This is a genomic window from Streptomyces sp. CLCI03 (genome assembly GCF_053615355.1).
The window spans coordinates 21,574-37,428 of sequence record NZ_JBSIFU010000001.1 but is presented as its reverse complement, the minus strand read 5'-3'; the positions used below and the strand labels follow the sequence as shown (position 1 = coordinate 37,428).

The 15,855-nt window shown below is 71.9% G+C and carries 16 protein-coding genes; 15 read left to right on the top strand and 1 reads right to left on the bottom strand.

What is annotated here, in order from left to right; genetic code table 11:
• The first annotated feature begins 98 nt into the window (after positions 1–98).
• Together ACWG52_RS38870 and ACWG52_RS38865 are read left to right on the top strand one after the other, a co-directional pair.
• Positions 99–824, top strand: coding sequence for a DUF4241 domain-containing protein (locus ACWG52_RS38870; RefSeq protein WP_389814693.1), 726 nt, complete (start codon positions 99–101; stop codon positions 822–824).
• Positions 825–992: 168 nt separating this feature from the next.
• A complete protein-coding gene (locus tag ACWG52_RS38865) occupies positions 993–1,886 on the top strand; it encodes an IS982 family transposase (RefSeq protein ID WP_389816087.1) in 894 nt (297 codons plus the stop codon).
• Between the two features lie 259 nt (positions 1,887–2,145).
• Here ACWG52_RS38865 and ACWG52_RS38860 read toward each other — a convergent pair whose 3' ends face one another.
• A complete protein-coding gene (locus tag ACWG52_RS38860) occupies positions 2,146–3,147 on the bottom strand; it encodes a helix-turn-helix transcriptional regulator (protein WP_453129122.1) in 1,002 nt (333 codons plus the stop codon).
• 301 nt (positions 3,148–3,448) lie between these two features.
• Between ACWG52_RS38860 and ACWG52_RS38855 the strand changes: the two genes are divergently transcribed.
• The 13 genes from ACWG52_RS38855 to ACWG52_RS38795 all read left to right on the top strand — a co-directional run bounded on the left by ACWG52_RS38855 (position 3,449) and on the right by ACWG52_RS38795 (position 15,815).
• Positions 3,449–3,754, top strand: a complete 306-nt coding sequence (locus tag ACWG52_RS38855; protein ID WP_389814689.1) for a hypothetical protein — start codon at positions 3,449–3,451, stop codon at positions 3,752–3,754.
• A gap of 43 nt (positions 3,755–3,797) precedes the next feature.
• The gene (locus tag ACWG52_RS38850; protein ID WP_386194270.1) at positions 3,798–4,778 is read left to right on the top strand and encodes an LLM class flavin-dependent oxidoreductase; all 981 of its coding nucleotides are present in this window, start codon (positions 3,798–3,800) and stop codon (positions 4,776–4,778) included.
• A gap of 91 nt (positions 4,779–4,869) precedes the next feature.
• Positions 4,870–5,907, top strand: coding sequence for a daptide biosynthesis RiPP recognition protein (gene mpaB / locus ACWG52_RS38845; RefSeq protein ID WP_389814686.1), 1,038 nt, complete (start codon positions 4,870–4,872; stop codon positions 5,905–5,907).
• Complete coding sequence (mpaM, locus tag ACWG52_RS38840; protein ID WP_390168941.1) at positions 5,904–6,716, top strand: daptide-type RiPP biosynthesis methyltransferase; 813 nt, start codon at positions 5,904–5,906, stop codon at positions 6,714–6,716. Before mpaB ends, mpaM begins: the two co-directional genes overlap by 4 nt.
• On the top strand, positions 6,713–7,981 hold the full coding sequence (mpaD, locus tag ACWG52_RS38835) for a daptide-type RiPP biosynthesis aminotransferase (protein WP_389814680.1): 1,269 nt from the start codon (positions 6,713–6,715) through the stop codon (positions 7,979–7,981). Before mpaM ends, mpaD begins: the two co-directional genes overlap by 4 nt.
• 4 nt (positions 7,982–7,985) lie before the next feature.
• Positions 7,986–9,185 (top strand): daptide-type RiPP biosynthesis dehydogenase, encoded by a 1,200-nt coding sequence (gene mpaC, locus ACWG52_RS38830; RefSeq protein ID WP_389814677.1) that lies wholly within the window; start codon positions 7,986–7,988, stop codon positions 9,183–9,185.
• Positions 9,186–9,275: 90 nt separating this feature from the next.
• Entirely contained in the window at positions 9,276–9,431 is a 156-nt protein-coding gene (locus tag ACWG52_RS38825; RefSeq protein ID WP_167745542.1) for a daptide-type RiPP, read from the top strand.
• A 168-nt stretch (positions 9,432–9,599) separates the two neighbouring features.
• Entirely contained in the window at positions 9,600–9,749 is a 150-nt protein-coding gene (locus ACWG52_RS38820; protein ID WP_350934537.1) for a daptide-type RiPP, read from the top strand.
• A gap of 60 nt (positions 9,750–9,809) precedes the next feature.
• Positions 9,810–9,965: a daptide-type RiPP gene (locus tag ACWG52_RS38815; RefSeq protein ID WP_167745544.1), complete on the top strand. Its 156-nt coding sequence runs from the start codon at positions 9,810–9,812 to the stop codon at positions 9,963–9,965.
• A gap of 75 nt (positions 9,966–10,040) precedes the next feature.
• Entirely contained in the window at positions 10,041–10,193 is a 153-nt protein-coding gene (locus ACWG52_RS38810) for a daptide-type RiPP (RefSeq protein WP_167745545.1), read from the top strand.
• Between the two features lie 186 nt (positions 10,194–10,379).
• On the top strand, positions 10,380–12,023 hold the full coding sequence (mpaP, locus tag ACWG52_RS38805) for a daptide biosynthesis intramembrane metalloprotease (protein WP_453129121.1): 1,644 nt from the start codon (positions 10,380–10,382) through the stop codon (positions 12,021–12,023).
• Positions 12,024–12,036: 13 nt separating this feature from the next.
• Positions 12,037–14,547: a class III lanthionine synthetase LanKC gene (lanKC, locus tag ACWG52_RS38800; RefSeq protein WP_453129120.1), complete on the top strand. Its 2,511-nt coding sequence runs from the start codon at positions 12,037–12,039 to the stop codon at positions 14,545–14,547.
• The gene (locus tag ACWG52_RS38795) at positions 14,544–15,815 is read left to right on the top strand and encodes a YcaO-like family protein (RefSeq protein WP_390140254.1); all 1,272 of its coding nucleotides are present in this window, start codon (positions 14,544–14,546) and stop codon (positions 15,813–15,815) included. Before lanKC ends, ACWG52_RS38795 begins: the two co-directional genes overlap by 4 nt.
• Positions 15,816–15,855 lie beyond the last annotated feature (40 nt).

Here is a 15,855-nt window from a genome sequence, read left to right as displayed (position 1 = left end):
CGGGCCCGGGCATGGCCACTGTCCGCGAAGTCTCGATGTCAGCGGGCCCACGTAGCTTTCGGTTGACCGCCTGGCCGGCCGGCGAGGAGGGGTGAGACATGAAGTGGGTAGGGGATGCGCGGCTGGCAGCCGGGCCTGAAGCCACCTGGTACTTGGAGACGGCTTTCACGCCCGGTGCTCACCTGGGGACGGTGTACGACGATCCGACAACACCCATCGTCGTGACGAGCGTCGAGGAGGTGACGACCATCCGTGTACCCAGCGGCCGCCTCGTGGTGGATGCACCGTGGGACGATGACGACACCTGGAGATATGAGCGTGGGTTGCCGACGGGGCCCCCGCGGGAACTGGCGGTGCGCATTCCCCCGGGCGTCTACCGAGTGGAGATCGCGTGGACCGCAGGCCCGTACGAGTTCATCGGCGAACACTTCGACGGCGTCGAGTGCGCGGCGACCCGGTTGCGCGTCAATGACGCTGCTGTGGTCGGGTGGGAGATGGGCCTGGGCGTCGGTGAGGACATCGACCGGCTCCCGCCGGGCGACCGTCCCCGGTTCGGCGCTGACCACAATGTCGGCTGCTTCGCCGACGCCGGCGCATGGACGACGTTGTCCGCACCGTTTCGCACCGTTGTGGATGGCCGTTGGGAGCCGCGTGACATCGGACAGCTGCCGGACGGCTGCGAGCGGGTCAGCGACGAGTCACAACAAGCCGATCTGGTGACGTTCACGGCACTGTCAGGCGGCGTTGTCTGGTTGGGGCGGACCGAAACCGGCGACGTGGCCTCGATCGTCGTCACCAGTGGCATGGCCGACGCCAAAGCATGACGTCGCTGCCGTCTCTCCCTGTCAGGTGAGCCGGCCGGTCACCTGCCGTACCGTCGGCGGCCATGGCAGTGCTACGGATGGAGCCCCGCGCAAGGTGGCGATGCATGCCCTAGACGAGTAAGTCCGAAGTCTCCGGGTGCATGAAACGAGGGTCTCGTTGGTTTGTGTGTGACGACAAACCTGGAGACCCTCGCGACAGCACTGTACGTGAGGATCGATGACTCTCTGGCAGGAACGCGGCGGTCGGGCCGTCCACCGAGGCTGACGGATGCCGAACTGTTGACGCTTGCGGTGATGCAGGCCGTGCTCGGTTTCGTCTCCGAGGCGCGTTGGCTGCGGTTCGCCCGTTGCCACCTGGCCGCCGAGTTCCCCTACCTGCCCGGGCAGTCCGGCTACAACAAGCGTCTACGGGCCGCGAATACGCTGATCAGCCGGTTCATCCGCACGCTGGCCCGGGACACCGACCTGTGGCACGACGACGTGTGGATCGTGGACTCCACACCCGTGGAATGCGCTCGCTCACGCCCGACGGTCAAACGCTCCGACCTGGCCGGCTGGGCCGCCTACTCCTACTGCCCTTCGCACTCCCGGTTCTTCTGGGGGCTGCGTCTGCACCTGCTCTGCACACCGGGCGGGCTGCCGGTCGCCTGGGCCCTGGCCAACCCGAAAGCGGATGAACGTGAAGTGCTCGCCGGCATGCTCACCGGCGACCCCGGCCTGCTGGCCACCCACCCCGGGCAGACGGTCATCGGCGACAAGGGCTACGTCTCCAAGCACCTCGACGCCTTCATGGCCGACTACGGTCTGACGCTGTTGCGGCCCAGTTACCGCAACCGGCAGCCACGGCCGGGCGAGCACCTGCTCAAGCCGATCCGGCAGCTGATCGAGTCGGTCAACGACACCCTCAAAGGCCAGCTCGACCTCGAACGCCACGGAGCCAGAACACCAGCCGGAGTCCTGGCCCGCGTCGGGCAGCGGATCCTAGCCCTGACCGCGGCGATCTGGCACAACCGGGCCAACGGAACACCGCTGACCAGATCCCTCATCGCCTACGACCACTGACCGAGCTTCGGACTTACTCGTCTAGGTGACGGGAGCTTGCTCGGCGACCGGCTCGCCGTGGAGTCGGGTGACCGGTGCGTGTGCTGCCTTCTTGCGCTCGGCCCGCCGGCCGACGGGCTCCGCCCTCCGGCGAGAAGCCGTTCCGCGGTCGGCCGACTCGTTCCCTCGGCCGGTCGGTCGCCCCGAGGGGCGGCCGACCGGCCGAGGGAGGGCGATGACCCTCGCGTGGCGGCCGGAGCTCCCGTTCGTGCGCCGGCTCCTAGTTGAGCCAGCCCTTCTCGTGTGCGAGGAGGGCCGCTTCCACCCGGTTGGCGGCGCCGAGGCGGCGCATGATGAGGGCCAGGTGTTTACGGTAGGTGCGCACCGACACTCCGAGACGGCGTGCCGCGGTTTCGTCCTTGTCGGCTTCCCTGAGCATGGTGAGGATCTTGCGTTCGATGGGGGAGGGCATGTCCGCGTCCTCGCTGGGGAGTTCCTCCGCCGCCGCCCACATGCGTTCGAAGAGTGTGACCAGGGTGGCGACCAGGCCGTGTTCGCGTACGAGGAGGGCCCCCAGAGGGGTGCGGGTGGGGTCGATGGGGGTCAGTGCGGCCGACCGGTCGACGATGATCATGCGCTCGATCGGATGCTGGGAGACCCGTACCTCGGCTCCGTGCTGGACCAGGTCGCGCATGTAGGCGAGCGTGGCCTCGTCCTGCAGGATGGCCGAACCCATGGTCATGCGAAGGCGCACGCCCCGGCGCAGCAGCCGCATGTTGATGGGGCGTGAGACGGCGATCGACTCTTCGGAGATGACACCCACCGGTTCCGTGGTGAGAACCTCGGCGCGGGCGAAGAAGGTCAGTCGGTCGATGGCTTCGCGGACCGCCTCGATCCCGTGCAGCTGCGTGATCATCTGCTCGTCGTCGCTGCTCGTACGCGGTGCCGGTTCGGCCGTCCAGCGCTCCCTGAACAAGGACTCGATCACCGAGTGCCGCGCCGCCTCGCTCTCCAGGTCTTCCCGCAGGCGGCGCAGGCGGCCGTCGATCAGGGCGTCCACGGCCCGGGGCGGAGGGACGGGGCGGAACGCGCCCTGGGAGTTCCGGGTGGCGAGCCCCAGTACCACCAGCCTCTCCAGGCCCGGCTCCTCGGACGCCGCGTGCGCGTCCGGATCCGGCCCCTGGGAGTCGGGCGTCGGCCCGCGCGATTCGCGACGCAGGAGAGTGCGGTACAACCGCTCCTCTTCCTCGTTCACGCCCAAGAAAGCGAGCAGGTTGCCCATCCATGTCCCCCTGTTGACGGTCGATCAACGAGCAGTCCTCGGAATCCTCAGACGCCCGTACCCGAGTGTCAACGACCGATCCTGATGTTGCTAATCGGCGTTGATTTCCGCTGCCGGACATCGGGCCTGGTGACGGTGCGTCAGCGGTGGCGGGAAGACGCTGCAGGATGAGGAAACAGGGTGTGCAACAAGCTGCGCGCGCACGGCCTCCTGACGGCCTCCCCCAGACGGCAAAGTCGTTCTCGCAAGGAAACAGCAGAAGCGCAGAGTGAAAGCCGCGCCGAGTATGGGGGAGATACCCGTGAGCCGCTCCACGTTCCGCAGCCCGCTTTCGTCCCGTCGTCGTGGACAGGCCGCCGTCGTCGGCCTGCTGACCGCGGGAATGATCGCCCTGGCCGGCCAGGGAACCGCCTTCGCCGCCGAGCAGCCGGCGGAGAGCCGGACGGCGGCGACGACCGTGGCGGCGGACCGGACCGGGAACGTGACGCTGTCCGTCCCGGGGATCGACCCCATCGCGTGGCTCGAGACCGTCGCGTGGCTCGAGACCGTCGGCGATGTGATCTCCGACGTGGTGACGCCGAAGAAGGACAACACCGACTGGCAGTAGTCCGGGGCCAGACCATCACCACGACCGAGGAGAACCCGACACCATGACCGACTACTCCGTGCTTCTTCCGTGCGTCCCGCGCCGCCTGGAGCAGGCCCTCCCCTTCGCCGGACTGGTCCGGTGGACCGAGGCAAAGCGCCTGTGGCAGGGGCAGGCCATGGTGATGGAGCCCCACCAGACCTTCACCGGTCTGGCCGGGGCGGGGTTCCGGGTCCCGACCGGCTTCGGCGTCACGCTGATGCCCCTGCGCCACCCCTACGAAGCCGCCCTGCAGGCGCGGTCCGTGGCCCTGGCCACCGGGGAACCGGTGATCGCGGGATTCGGCCCGGGAGCCAAGGCCTTCCAGGAGAACATCCTGGGAGCGCCGTACGAGAAGCCGCTCCAGGTGGCACGCCAGTACGTGTCGGCGGTACGCCGCCTGCTCGACGGCGAGACGGTCGTCATGGACGGTCCGCACCTGAGGTTCCGGGGACAGCTGGCCCCGGTCGCCGCGCCCAGGGTCGATGTGGGCCTGGGTGTGCTGCGGCCGGCGATGGCCCGACTGGCGGGCGAGGTGGCCGACGTCGTGATCACGTGGCTGACACCGCCCGGATACCTGCGGGACGTCATCCTGCCCGCGGTCGCCGAAGGCGCCGAACGGGCCGGGCGGACGTCACTGCCCCGCATCGTGGCCATGGTGCCGACGGGGCTGGAGAAGGAGGAGCGGGCGGGCGACGAGCCCGAACGGCTCGCCGTGGCCGGCAACGCGGCGCACATGGGCGCCCCGCACTACCTGGACATGCTCGGCCGGGCGGGTGTGGACGTCGGCTCCGGGCGGATCGAGGACGTGGCGCGCGGTGTCGTGGAGACCGGCGCGTTCGCGGGAGGCGATCTGCCGCAGGTGGTCAAGGCCCTCCGGGCCTACGAAGAGGTGGGGGTGGACGAGATCGTCCTGAACACCACCGCCGTTCACAAGCTGTTCGGTGCCCGGGAGTCCCTCGCGGACCTCTCGGAGATCCTGCGGTCCGTCACGGCACCGCGCTGACCGAACGCCCGTAGCCGAACCCGCTCGCCGCACTCGATTCCCTGCTGCCCCGAGGCAGAAGGGGAAGCAGACCAGCAAAGGAATCTCTGGCATGGACACGACAGATCGTGGTCGTCTGAAGCAGCACCTCATCTCCTGGGCCACCGCCTCCCCGCTCGCCGATCCCGTCGGCTCCGGCGGCGTCGCCACCCTCGTCCTGGCCGATCCGGCGCACATCCCCGCCGTCATATCCGCCGGTCTCGTGGGCCCCCGCACGCTTCTTCTGGCACCCGGCGACGCGACCGGCGTCCTCGCCCCCGCCGTCGGCTACGACGGCAGCCTCGCGGAGGCCGGCGACGAGTTCTCCAACGGGCAGGACTTCTTCCTGCAGACCCACGCCTACGCCGCCAGCCCCTTCATGACCGTCTTCGGTCCGACCGTCGTGCGTGTCTTCGACCAGAACGACTTCGAGGCCTTCCTCGCCGACGCCGACCGGGCGCTCGTCGAGGGCGTCTTCCCCGAGTTCCTCATCACCTCCTCGGTCGTACTGGCCGACCCGGCCGCACTGACCGGTGCCCACGCCCCCGCCGACGGGCCCGCCCTGCGCCTGTACGCCGACCGCGACGGGCAGGTGTCCACCAGCCCCACCGGAGCGGTGCTCGGCACGGTCCACGACAGCCTGGACACCCTCACCGAGCGCTTCGCCCGGACCGGACCCGGCGCCGCCGCGCTGGAGGTGGCCGTGCCCGCCGAGGCACGGGAAGCGGCCCTGCTCGCCCGCCCCTTCCTGCCGCGCTACCTCGAAGCCGTCGCCGCGCTGTGCAGCCTCATGGCACGCGGGGTCACCGGTCTGCGGGTCTCCGGCTTCGGCTCCCGGCTGACCCCCGGACTCGCCGCCGCCGGCGCCGACCTGGCGGACCCCACCCTGCCGCTCGTGGTGTACGGGGACCAGGACACGTACGTCGTCGTCGGCAGCCGGCTGTTCTCCGTCGAACGGCAGACCGCACAGGCCCTGGAGTGCGTGCTCGCGACGTCCGGCGAGACGGGCGACCTCGTCCCCGCCGACCAGCTGGACCGGTTGGCCGAGCTGGCCGACCGGCACGACCTGACGCTGCCCGCACCGGTGCGCGTTCCGGCGGCCGCACGATGAGCAACGCGACCTCCACGGTGGAGACCACCCTCGCCGCCCGCCGCATCGCGGAACTCGGCGACAGGGCACGCGTCTGCGGTCTGTACGACGCCCTCGGCGCCCCGCTGTACCACGACCTCGCCACCTACGACGACCCCGAGACCCGGGCCCTGCTGACCGCCGTGCGTGCGGCACCCGGCCCCGTGCTCGACCTCGCGGCCGGCTCGGGACGCTTCACCCTGCCGCTGCTCGCCACCGGCCGGGAAGTCACCGCCCTGGACCTGTCCACCGACATGCTGGCGCTGCTGCGGGCCGGGCTGGACCGCGCCCCGGCCTCGATGCGGGGCCGCTGCACCGTGGTGCAGGGCGACATGTCGCGCTTCGCACTCGGCCGGACCTTCCCGCACGTCCTGCTCGGCACCACCTCCCTCTCGCTCCTCGACGAGGACGGCCGCGCGGGCCTGTACCGCAGCGTCCTGGCGCACCTGTCCGAGGGCGGCCGGTTCCTCCTGACCGTCCTGGAACGGGGCGACAGCGACGGCACCGACGAGACGTTCGTACAGGTCACCGGAGCCGGCGGCACCGTCTACGAGCTGTACGAGCACTGGCCCGCCGGCGCCGACAGCCGAACCGTCACCCTGCTGCCCGCCGCCCTGCCGCAGGACGACAGCCCCGTCACGGTCTGCACGGACCGCGTGGCCGTCCTGGACCTGCCCCGTCTGGAGGAGGAGCTCGCCGCGTCCGGCCTGAGCATCACCTCCCGCCAACTCCTCTCCCCGCCCGGCGAGCGTCACCGCGTGACACTCCTGACCACGGAAGCCACCCGATGACCGCGCTCTGGCCCTACCTCATCCCGCCGTCCGGCCACGGCGACGACAGCATCTGCGCCGTCGGCGCGACCGGGCACCGCGTCACCTTCGCGGACGGCCGTACCGTCCTCGACGCCGACAGCGGCGTCTGGAACGTGAACATCGGCTACGGCAACCAGCGCATCGCCGCGGCCATCGCCGAGGCCGCCGAACACGCCTCCTACCTCGGGGCCTTCCGCTTCGAGAACAGCTACGCCCGCCGCGCCGCCGAGGACCTCCTGCGGGTCTGCGGACCCGACCACTACTCCCGGGTCCTCTTCTCCACCGGCGGCGGCGTCGCCAACGACGCCGTCATGAAGCTGGCGCGGATCTACCACGCCGTGGAGGGCCGGCCCGGACGGAACCTGGTCGTCTCCCTCCGCGGAAGCTTCCACGGACTGACCTTCGGCGGCTTCGCCCTGACCGGCGAGGACCTGGGACAGCGGGTCTACGGGGTGGACCAGCGGCTGATCCGCCACGTCACCCCCAACGACACGGCCGAACTCGGCCGCCTGATGGCCGCGCTCGGCAACCAGGTCGCCGCGGTCATCGTGGAACCCGTCCTGGGAACCGGCACCCTCCCGCTCGAGGAGGCGTACATCGGCGAACTGGGCCGCCTGCGCGACGAGTACGGCTTCCTCCTGGTCGCCGACGAGGTCGCCACCGGCTTCGGCCGCACCGGAACCTACTTCGCCTCCGAGAGCTGGGAGGGCCGGCCCGACGTGCTCGTCACGTCCAAGGGCCTGACCAACGGAGCGTCCCCCGCCGCCGCCCTGGTGATCTCCCACCGGGTGACCGACGCGCTCGTCGAGCACGACACGATGTTCGCCCACGCCGAGACCCAGGGCGCGAACGCCATCGCCTGCGCCGCCATCAGCGCCACGATCGCCGAGATGGAACGCCTCGACGCGGTGACCGCGGGCCGCAACGTCGCCGCCTGGCTCCAGCAGGGGCTCTCGGAACTGGTGGAGCGGCACCCGCTCGCCACCGGTGCCACCGGCGTCGGCTGCTTCCGCACCCTGTACCTGGTCCACCCCGACGGCCGCCCCCTGGCCGGCACGGACGTCGCCGATCTCATCACCCGGATCCGGCAAGCGGGCGCCATCGTCCACCCCGGCCCCTCCGGCATCCAGCTCGTGCCCTCCCTGACGTACAGCCGTGACGAGGTCGCCGAACTCATGACCTGCATCGAAGAGGGCCTCGCCGGCCTGTCGGCGCCGGTGGCCTCCCTGGCCGCGAGGAGCTGACCCCATGCCCGCCACCCTCGACACCTACGACCGGATCCCGGAGCTGCTGCGGGATCTGAGCCCCACCGGCGTCACCGTCCTGGCCGACCCGGCCGTGGCCGCCCACGCCGTCACCCGGAAGGTCCATGCCGAGGTCGTCCGGGCCGGGTTCACGCCCACCCGCGCGCTCACCCCGGCGGCAGGAGGGATGCCGGCCGTCGCGGCCTTCGCCTCCCGGCTCTCGCCCGGTGAGCTGGTCGTCGGCGTCGGCGGGGGCAGCACCCTCGACTTCGCGAAGCTCTCGGCCGCCGTCGGCCGCCGCCCCGAACTCCTGCGCTACCTCACCTCCCGCCAGCGCAGCGGACTCGTCGCCCTCCCGCTCACCTGGGGGGAGCACGCCGAAGTCCTCGCCGTCCCCACCACCTTGGGCACCGGCAGTGAGGCCGGACCGGTCGCCTGCTTCCCGCACGAGGACGGCAAACGCATCGCGATGGGGGAGTGCCTGCGCCCCCGTGCCGCCCTCTGGGTGCCCGAGGCCACCGAGACCCTCCCGGGACACCTCGTCCTGGACGGCGTCCTCGAAGCGATCTTCAGGACGGTCATCCCGTACAGCAGCGACACCCTCGACCTGCCCGAACAGGACGCCGCCGTCGAAGAACTGGCGGGCCGACTGCTCACGGACGGCGACGAACTGGCCCGACACATCGGTGCCGGCTCGCCCGCCCCCGCACCGGGCCGGCTGCGGGTCGCCCGGCTCAGCGCCGAAAGCCAGCTCGGAGCCATCAACATCGGCCGCAGCCCGTACGCGGTGAAGTGCTGGGCCCTCGCCAACGAGCTCTCCACCACCCTGGGCCTGGCCAAGATGCGCGCGGTCAGCGCCTTGTGGCCGGTCGTGTGGCGCCGCGCCCTGCGGGGAGACACCCGCTTCGGCAGCGCCGAGCGCATCCACCGGCTGTGGGAGCACCTGCGCCGGCAGGTCCCCTGGCTCGCGCCGACGCCCGACGAAGGCCTCGAACAGCTGATGCTGCGCTGGGGCATCGACCACACCGTGCACCTGCCCCCGCAGCTGCGCCACCGGATCGCCCTGCGCAGCGTGCGCGCCTGGGGCGCCGGACTTCCCACCCTCGCCGGGTTGAGCGCCGACGACGTCGTCGCGCTCCTCGCCGAGGCCACCGAGCCCACCCCCACCAGGGCGGGCTCCCCCGAACCCCTCTCGGCGGCCTGAGCGCCGACCCGGAGGAGCACAGCTCCACCCGCACCACCCACCGACGCCGCCCCGGAGAAGCCGGGGCGCACGGAACACGAGGAGAACGTCATGGCGAAGAACAACCTGGTCGAGCAGGAGCTGCAGGAGCTCGGCACCGAGCTGGAGATGCAGGAGCTGGAGCCCGTGCAGGCCCCGGGCTGGGCCACCAGCGTCGGCGTCAGCGTCGGCATCTCGATCGTCTCCGTCGCCTGGAGCCTCACCTAAGCAGGCCGGCTCCGGCCGCCCGGTCCACGAGGCCGTGCCCCGCGCACGGCCGGACACCCCCGACGGCTGCCGCACCGGCCCCGCCCCCTCAGGGGCCGCGCGGCAGCCGGGGGAACCCCGATCGAGCACCACCCCATCCGTCGCACAGCAGCAGAAAGAGAAACCGACATGAACGAGAACCTGGGCACCGTCGAGAACGCCGAGCTCGTCGAGCTCGAGATGCAGGAGCTGGAAGCCCTGGAGGCCCCGGGCTGGGGCACCTGGAGCGTCGCCTTCTCCACCGGCGTCTCGGTCGGCGTCTCGATCACGCTGACCTGATCCGCCCCGCACGACCTTCCCCCGACGACATCAGTCGAACGACCGAGTGAGGCGAAAGACATGAACGAGAACCTGGACACCTTCGAGAAGCCCGAGCTCGTCGAGCTGGAGATGCAGGAGCTGGAAGCCCTGGAGGCCCCGGGCTGGGGCACCTGGAGCGTCGCCTTCTCCACCGGCGTCTCGGTGGGCGTCTCGGTCGCGGTCTCCCTGACCTGAGCCGCACCACTCGCACCACCTGTACCACCCGCACCACTCAAACCATCCCTAGAACACCTCCGAGAGGAAACCGACATGGCTGAGAACCTGGGCACCTTCGAGAACGCCGAGCTCGTCGAGCTGGAGATGCAGGAACTGGAGACCCTGGAGGCCCCCGGCTTCTGGACCGGCGTCTCCATCGGCACGGCCATCAGCGCCTCCGTCGCCACCTCCATCACCCTCACCTGAGAGCGATCCAGGCGGGCGCACTGACGCGGAGGGACAGGCGGTAGCCGACTCCCTTGCGCGCCTCGGAACCCCACTCGGGTGAGACCGAGGATCTGCGGTGGTCCGGCCGGCCCCGGCCGGCCGGACCACCGCAAGGGTGCCGCGCGCTCTCCCCCTCCCCGAAGCCGTCCCGTGAAGGAAACGCCAGTGAGCGCTGTCATGAGTCCCCCGCCACCCACCATCCCGGCCCACGCGTGCCGGCCCCGCCTCGCCCCGAGCGCCGAGGTCCACTCGCCCGCCGACGGACAGGGCGGCGACTGGGTCCTCCAGCACGGCGCCCGCTACGTACGGATCACCGAGCACGTCGCGGACCTGGTCCGGGAACTCGACGGGGAACGCGACCACGAGGCCCTCGCCGCCCGGCTGGGCGGAGTCTGGAACACCGATCGGGTCAGCAGCGCCATCACGCGGCTCGACTCCCTCAAGATGCTCGACGACGGCGAGACCCCGGCGCCCAAGGTCGCCCCCCGCTTCCAGATCGTCCCCCCGATGACCCTCCAGCTCACGGTGCTGCGGCCGGGGCGCACGATGCAGGCCATGCGCCCGGTGTTCGCCCGTCTCTTCTCCCGGGGAGTGGTGGCGGCCGGGATGCTGTGCGTTCTGCTCGGCGTCGCCGCGCTCGTCGCGCAGCGGGACGCGGTCACGGTGACGCTGAACAGCCCGCTCTCCGCGGTCTCGTTCGCCGGAGTGCTCCTCGCACTGCTGATCGGCGTCTCGATCCACGAGCTGGGCCACGCCGCCGTCCTCATCCGTTACGGGGGCCGTCCCTCGCGCATCGGCGTCATGCTCTTCTACCTGATGCCGGCGTTCTTCTGCGACGTCTCGGACGCCTGGCGGCTCCCGGACCGCAAGCAGCGCGTCCACACGGCCCTCGCCGGGCCCGCCGTGCAGACCTCCCTGGCGGCCCTCTCCGCCCTCGCGGCCTGGCCCCTCGCGGCCGGCACCGCCAAGACCTGCCTGCTCTTCTTCGCCGTCACCAGCTACGGAACGGCCCTGCTGAACCTGACGCCGTTCATCAAGCTCGACGGCTACATCGCCCTGATGAGCCACGTGGACGTCCCCTACCTGCGCGACCGCGCCATGGCCGACGCCCGCCGGACGCTCGCCCGGATCCTGTTCGGCGGCACCTACAAGCGCGAACTGCCCACCCGGTGGACCGTCGCGTACGGCTTCGCCTGCCTCGCCTTCCCCGTGTACTTCCTGAGCACCGCCCTGCAGACCTGGCTCGGCACACTCCAGCGGGTCGGCTGGGTCGGACTCTTCCTGGCCGCCTCCGGCCTCATGTACATCATGTGGATGCTGATCCGCGGCGCCCTGCGGCTCTCCGCCGAGGTGAAGGCCGCCGGCGTCGGCCGGGCCCGGGTCGCAGCCGTCTGCACGGTACTGGCCGCCGCCGCATGCGCCGCGCTGTTCCTGCCGACCCAGCAGACGGTGGCCGCGGCCTACGTCACCGACGCCTCCGGTGTCCGGCTCGTCCTGCCGCAGGGCTCCTCGGCCGAGCTGGTACGTCCCGGACAGCAGGTGACGCTGAAGACGAACGGCCTGGTGCTCCACGACACCGTCGCCACCGCCCGGGTCGGCTCCGCGCCGGCCGCCGAGACCGAGGTCCCGGTGTCCACCTACTTCCCCGTCGGTCTGGGAAGCGCCGTGGGCATGGACTCGACCGCCTTCCCGCTGGACCTCGACCGCAACCCGGCGCCGGCCACCGGCACCGCCGAGGTCGAGCTGGGCAGCGTGCCCCTGTGGAAGTCCCTCCACCGCACCTACGTGCTTCCGTTCCTGCCCTTCTGACCCTGGAGACACCGTGCTCGACACCCGGTTCATCAACTTCTGCCGCGCGGACTCGCTGTTCTACGACGCCGCCGCCGCCGAATCCGTCGGCGCGGACTTCCACGAGGGACGCACCCTGCCCGAGGGCTGGACCACCACCCGAGGACGCGAGTGGACGGTGTGCCTGCCACCCGACTGCCACACCCCCGACCAGGGCTGGAAGATCCACGTCGCGGCCTCCCCCGGAAACGCCGCCGAACTCCTGGACGCCGTGGCCCCCTACTGCGTCGAGCACGGGCTGATGTTCAAGTACATCTCCGACGAGGAGACGCTCAGCCGGCGCGGCAGCAAGTACGGGGACCGCAGCGCCAGCGGCAAGTTCATCACCGTCTACCCCGAGGACGAGACGGTTCTGAAGGAGACCCTGGACGCCCTGGACGCCCTGGTCGGAGGGACCCCGGCCCCGTCCGTACTGAGCGATCTGCGCTGGAAGGAGGGCCCGCTGTACGTGCGTTACGGCGGGTTCGTGCTGAAGACCGCCCGGCTCAAGGACGGCTCCCTGGTACCGGCGATCACCGCACCGAACGGCGAACTCGTCCCCGACGAGCGGCGCCCCGGATTCCGTCCCCCGGCCTGGGTCACGCTCCCCTCCTTCCTGGACGAGGCGGTCGCCGAGCGCCGCGCCCGCACCCTCACCGACTTCCCCTTCCGCGTCTACAAGGCCCTGCACTTCTCCAACGGGGGCGGCGTCTACCGGGCGGTCGACAAGCGCGACGGGACCGAGCTCCTCCTGAAGGAAGCCCGCCCGCTCGCCGGCCTCGACGCGGCCGGGGAGGACGCCGTCACCCGCCTCGAGCGGGAACACTGGGCGCTGTCCCAGCTCTCCGGTCTGGCAGCCGTCCCCGTCCTGAGGGACGTGCGCAAGGGGAGCGAACACCTCTTCCTGGCCCGCGACTACGTCGACGGCACCCCCCTCACGGATCTCGTACGCCGGCGCCACCCCTACGGAACCACCGACAACACGGCCCACGCCCGGGCGCAGTACACGGCCTGGGCGCTGCACATCCTCGGCCAGATCGCCGACGGCGTGGCCGCCATGCACGAGCGCGGTGTCGTCTTCGGCGACCTGCACCCGGGCAACGTCCTGGTCCGCCCCGACGACACCGTCGCCTTCATCGACATGGAGACCGCCACCCCCGCCGAGGAGATGCGCGCGCAGGCCATGGGTTCCCTCGGCTTCCGGGCCCCCGACCACCTGCGGGGCCCCGACGTCGACCTGTTCGCGCTCGACGTGCTCCGGCTGACGATGTTCGTCCCCATGCCGCACGTCGTGCCGTGGGGCACCGAGAAGATCCGCACCCTGATCGACGCGGCCGTCCGGGACTTCCCCCTCCCGGAGTCCTTCGTCCGCCAGATCGAACGCGGCCTCGGCGAGGACGTGCTGGGCGCGAAGACGGCGTACGGCGTGCCCTGGCCCGCCACCGGTGCGGACACCGGGGACCTCGTCACGGGGTTGGCCGACTCCATCATCCAGGCGGCCACGCCCGAGCGGACCGATCGCCTCTACCCGGGCGACGTCTCGCAGTTCATCGTCGCCGACGGAGGTGTGACCTTCGCCTACGGGGCGGCCGGTGTGCTCTGGGCCCTGCACCGGGCCGGCGCCGACGTGCCCGCCGAACACGTCGAGTGGCTGCTCGCCCAGGCCGAGCACGTCGCCGGCGAAGGTCCGGGCTTCCTCACCGGCCTCGCCGGCGTCGCCTACACCCTGGACGCGCTCGGCCACCCCGACGCGGCCGACGCCGTCATGGACCGGGCCTTCGCCGGATGCGACGCCAACGTCGGGTCGACACTGGCGACCGGCCTCTCGGGCCTCGGACTGACCGCACTGCACCTGGCCGCCCGCACGGGCGACGACCGGCGCCTGCGCCAGGCCCTCGAACTCGCCGACCGGCTCTGCGACACCCCGGCGCCCCAGCGCATCGGACTGCTGCACGGACGCTGCGGCCGGGCCCTGTTCCTGCTGCGCCTGCACGAGCACACCAGACGCACCGAGCTGCTGGAGCGGGCCGTGGCCGAGATCCACGCCGAGCTGGAGGTCATCGAGGGCGCCGACTTCGACGACCGCTTCCTCACCACCGGCCTCGAGGGTTCCGCCGGCATCGTGCTCGCCCTGCGCGCCGTCCTGCGGCACACCCCCGACGACGGGCGGATCCGGTCCGCCGTGAGCCGCCTGATCACCGGTCAGCGCGGCGGCTACTCCACCTCGTGCGGCATCCTGCACGGCCGTTCCGGCGAGATCCTGGCCCTCCAGGACGGCGACACCGAGGCCGAGCGGGACCTCCTGAGCTATCACCTCGACGCCCTCGGCTGGGAAGCCATCGCCGCCGAACCCGGCCGCGTCGACTTCCTCGGCAACTACGGCTACCGCCTCTCCACGGACCTGGGCACCGGCTCGGCCGGCGTCCTGCTGGCCCTCGCCGCCCTGCGGGACGGCGCCCCGGCCCTGTCCTTCCTCGCACCCGCGGCATCCGGGGCACGGCTGTGATCGACATCCCGACCACCCTCGCCCCCGCCTCGGGCGTCGCCCTGCAGTACGCGGTGACGCCGCCCGGCGACGGCGATCCGCTGTGGAGCAGCGCGGTCGAACTCCAGCCGGTCGACGGGTTCACGGGCACCGTGGGCCCGGCGGAGGCCCTCCTGGAGCTGCCGCTGTCCGCCCGGTTCGCCGGCGCCAGCGGCACCTCCCGCACCGACGCCCTGCTGCGGGGCACGGGCGAGGCGGTCGAGCGGCGCGCCCTGCACCCCTCGGCCGCGCACCCCGCCCGCCTCGCCACCGCGGCCGACCTCGACGGTACGACGCTCTACGCGCACCACCCGGACCACGCCCTGTCCCACCCGGACGCCGAGACGGCCGTCCTGGGCTGGTACGAAGCCCGTGACCTGGACACGGACGCCCCCGTCCTCGTCCCCGCCGACCTCGTCGACTGGCCCGCCCGCCGGGCCGACCTGTTCGACCCGAGCCCGTCCGGGGCCGCGGCGGGCGCGAGCCTCGAGACCGCCCTCGCCGCGGCGATGACCGAGGTGACCGAACGCGACGCCCTCACCGTCGCCTGGGGCCGGCAGCTGCGCCTGCCGACGTACACCCCCTCGCCGGCCGACACCGCGCTGCGGGCGGTGTGGCAGCGGGCCGGCGCGGAGGGACTCACTCCCGTGCTCGCCCGCATACCCACCGCCGTGCCCGGACTGTGGTGCATGACCGCCTTCCTGATCGATCCGGAAGGGCCGGACGCCCTGGCCGCCGTCGGCATGAAGGCCTCGACCCGGCCCGCCGAGGCCGCCGTCAAGGCCTTCCAGGAGGCATGGCAGGTACGGGCCGCGCTGCGTGCCGTGCGCGCCCAGGGCGAGAGCGGTCACCCCGCCACGGTCGTGACGGAGCACGACCGCCTCTGCCACATGCTGACCCGCACCGCCTACGAGACGGTGCGCGACTGGGTCGCGGGCTTCCAGGAGCCGGACCCGCTTCCCGCCCTCCCGCCCACGCGGGACCTGGGGGCGGCCGAGATCCGGCGGGCCCTGAACGCCGACGGCGCGCATCTGCTCGCCGTCGACCTCACCCCGCGTCTCCCGTCCGCCGTCGCCGCCATGGGCTGGCACGTCGTCAAGGTCGTGGCCCCCGGCTACCAGAACCTGCGGATGGACGAGACCCACCTGTGGAGCTGGCACCTGCCCCGGCTGGCGTCGGCACCCGAGCGCACCGGCTGCCCCGCCGGCCTGGACGACCCGAGGACAGCGGCGCCGCACCCGCTGCCCTGACCCCCACACGAACCACCGATCAACCGACCTGAGGGAAGAC